The organism is Streptomyces aurantiacus (assembly GCF_001418335.1).
Classification (GTDB): domain Bacteria; phylum Actinomycetota; class Actinomycetes; order Streptomycetales; family Streptomycetaceae; genus Streptomyces; species Streptomyces aurantiacus.
Genome location: NZ_LIPP01000454.1, coordinates 1 through 2,698 on the forward strand (window position 1 = coordinate 1; position 2,698 = coordinate 2,698).

Annotated in this window: 2 protein-coding genes; one reads left to right on the plus strand and one right to left on the minus strand. The window is 70.7% G+C overall.

Features of this window, described 5'->3' with window-relative positions; genetic code table 11:
* A partial coding sequence (locus tag AOK01_RS38560; protein WP_157871659.1) for a tetratricopeptide repeat protein occupies positions 1 to 849 on the plus strand: 849 nt, incomplete at its 5' end.
* On the opposite strand, the gene AOK01_RS38565 is transcribed toward AOK01_RS38560, so the two are convergent.
* The coding region (locus AOK01_RS38565; protein ID WP_055520089.1) for a DUF4832 domain-containing protein at positions 836 to 2,698 on the minus strand (1,863 nt) is incomplete at its 5' end. The two genes, AOK01_RS38560 and AOK01_RS38565, sit on opposite strands and share 14 nt — an antisense overlap.

Here is a 2,698-nt window from a genome sequence, read left to right on the forward strand (position 1 = left end):
GTCGCCGCGGTGGCGCAGGCCTGCGCCGATGGCTTCGACAGCCACAGCTGGCAGCTCGCCGCGGCCCTCACCACCTTCCTCGACCGGCACGGGTACTGGCGGGCGCTGGCCGCCCTGCAGACGACCGCCCTGGAGGCGGCACGGCGGCAGGGCGACCGCGCGGGCCAGGCGGGTGCCCACCGGGGACTCGGGCTCGCCCAGGACCGGTTGCAGCGCGGCGGCGACGCCCGCGGCCACTACCTGCTCGCCCTCGAACTGTTCGCCGCGCTCGGGAGTGACGCGGGGCAGGCCCGCACCCACCAGCACCTTGCACGGATGTCCGCCGCACGGGGCCGCCACCAGCAGGCGCTCGACCACGCCGGCCACAGCCTCAAGCACTACCGGGCCGCCGCCGACCGGGCAGGTCAGTCCGCCGCCCTCAACCACATCGGCTGGCTCCGCGCCCAGCTCGGCGACCACCACCAGGCCCTCGCACACTGCCGTCAGGCCCTCGACCTGGCCCGGGAAACCGGAGACCTCAACGGGCAGGCCCACACCTGGGACAGCCTCGGCTACATCCACCATCGTCTCGGCAGACATCCCCAGGCCGTCGACTGCTACCGGCAGGCCCTCGACCTCTTCCACCGGACCGGCGACCGTCAGAGCGAGGCCGCCGGTCTGCTGTGTCTCGCCGAGATCCATCGCGTCACCGCCCGCCCCGACGCAGCGCACACCGCCTGGATCCGGGCCCTGACCATCACCGACGAACTGGGTCTCCCGGACGCGGATCCGCTCCGCGTCGAACTCCTCAGCCGCCTCGGCCACGGCGCGGGCAGCGGGCCCCGGCGCCCTGGGGTCAGGTCACGGTGATGCGGTCGATGTCAGGCGCCCACCCCGAACTGTTGGCGACCGTGATGCTGTTGCCCGTCCCGGCGTTCAGGTTCAGGCTCACCGTGGTCGTTCTGGTCGTGGTCCAGTCCGGTGTCGGGGGGAAGGAGACGGCCTTGGGCGTACCCCCGTTGGCCTGGACGGTGGCCGGGCGGGACTCCGCGGTCGCGTACTGGATGGTCACCGTCCTGGCGCCGCCGTTGCCCCCGTCGACGCCGTTGAAGGTGAGGGCGGCTCCGTTGCCGACATAGCCGACCTTCGAGCCGCCGGAGCAGCCGGTGCAGTCAGCGGTCCGGGCCGTGCCCGTGAGGGTGTTCGCGGCCGCCTCCGCCTCGTAGCTGTGCGAGGTGCCGGTCCCGGAGCCCACCGTCATGGCGCCCAGGTCGAGCCAACCGTCCTGCTTCTGGGCCGCGTTGGCGAAGCGCAGCTTCTTGGCGCTCGCGTTGGTGTCCTCCAGGGGGTTCTTGGCCTTCATCACGAGCTGATAGGTGCCGGCGGTGACACCGGAGAGGTCGACGGACGAGTCGAAGTACCGCGGATAGCCGTAGTCGAGGTAGGCGGGGTCGGAGCCCACGCCCCAGTCGGGGAAGGCACGGATCCTCACCGGCATGGCCTTGCGCAGGTCCCAGGGCGTGGCCCAGTCCCTGACCACGTGCCCGGACGCGTCCTTGAGGCCGAGGCTGACGGTCCACGGGTAGTAGAACGGTGCCACACCGTTGTTGGTGATCCGCACCCCGACGGTGGTGCTGCCCCGGGCGGTGTCGTGGAAGTAGGCGTGGTCGACGGTGAGGTCGTAGCCCATCTGCCGGACGGCAGCCGCCACCTTGGCGTTGCTCGGGTCGTAGTTGGCGCTGCCCTCGTTGATCTTCCAGGTGGTGTGTTCCAGTTCGAGGCACGCCTTCATGTTGTCCACGGCGCCGGACCCGCCGGGCCAGTTGTCGAAGGCGGTGGACTGGATCTCGGGGCGTACCTCTCCTCCCATGGAGGCGGTGATCCACCGGTTCTCGACGCCCTGGTCGAGGGCTTTCTGCAACTGCGAGTAGGACGCGCCCCCCAGCGAGGCGGGCAGGGTGACGCCGGCCGGGGGAGAGCCCTCGCGGAAGCAGAAGGAGTCGTCGTGATAGCCGACGGCCGGCAGACTGCCGGCCGCGCCGCCCGCGGACTCCGGGTACCGGACTTCGAGCCTCGTGTGCGGGAAGGCACTGTCGTACGCCCGGACGATCTCGGCACCGTGCGCGTCGGTGGGCATGTAGTTCGGATACGAGTCGCCCGAGGTGTCGGTGTCGTACGGCCAGGTGTGCCACTCGCCCCAGAGGCCGACCAGCCCCATGTGGATGAACCCGATACGCGGGTCGTTGTCGTAGCGGGCGCCGAACGCGGCGATGAAGTCCTTCAGCGCGTCCAGCAGGTAGGCGCTGTCGTAGTCGGGGCTGGTGGTGTTCCAGTAGGCGTTGGTGCGGTTGGTGACATGCCCGGCGAAGCACGGCGGGATCGCGTTCGTGGGATGGCTGCCCGCGTCGTTCGGGTACTCGATGTAGAAGCGGATGGCGGCCTGGTTGCCGTAGGAGGCGGTTTCGTCGAGCGCGTCGTCCAGGACGTCCCAGTCGTAGTTCTCGCAGTCCGAGGAGTCGTTCATGACCTCGGAGAGTCCGAAGTAGCTCCACGTCAACGCGTGCGGATAGCCGGTGTTCTGGTCGGCTCCGGCCTGGTAGAAGCGGGCGAAGCCCTTGAGCGGGTTGTCCAGCGGGGCGTCGGCGCGGGTGAGCGTGTGGGCCGTGAGTGAGGGATCAGGGGCGGGCCCGGGGGACGGGCGGGCCGGTGCCCCCTGCGC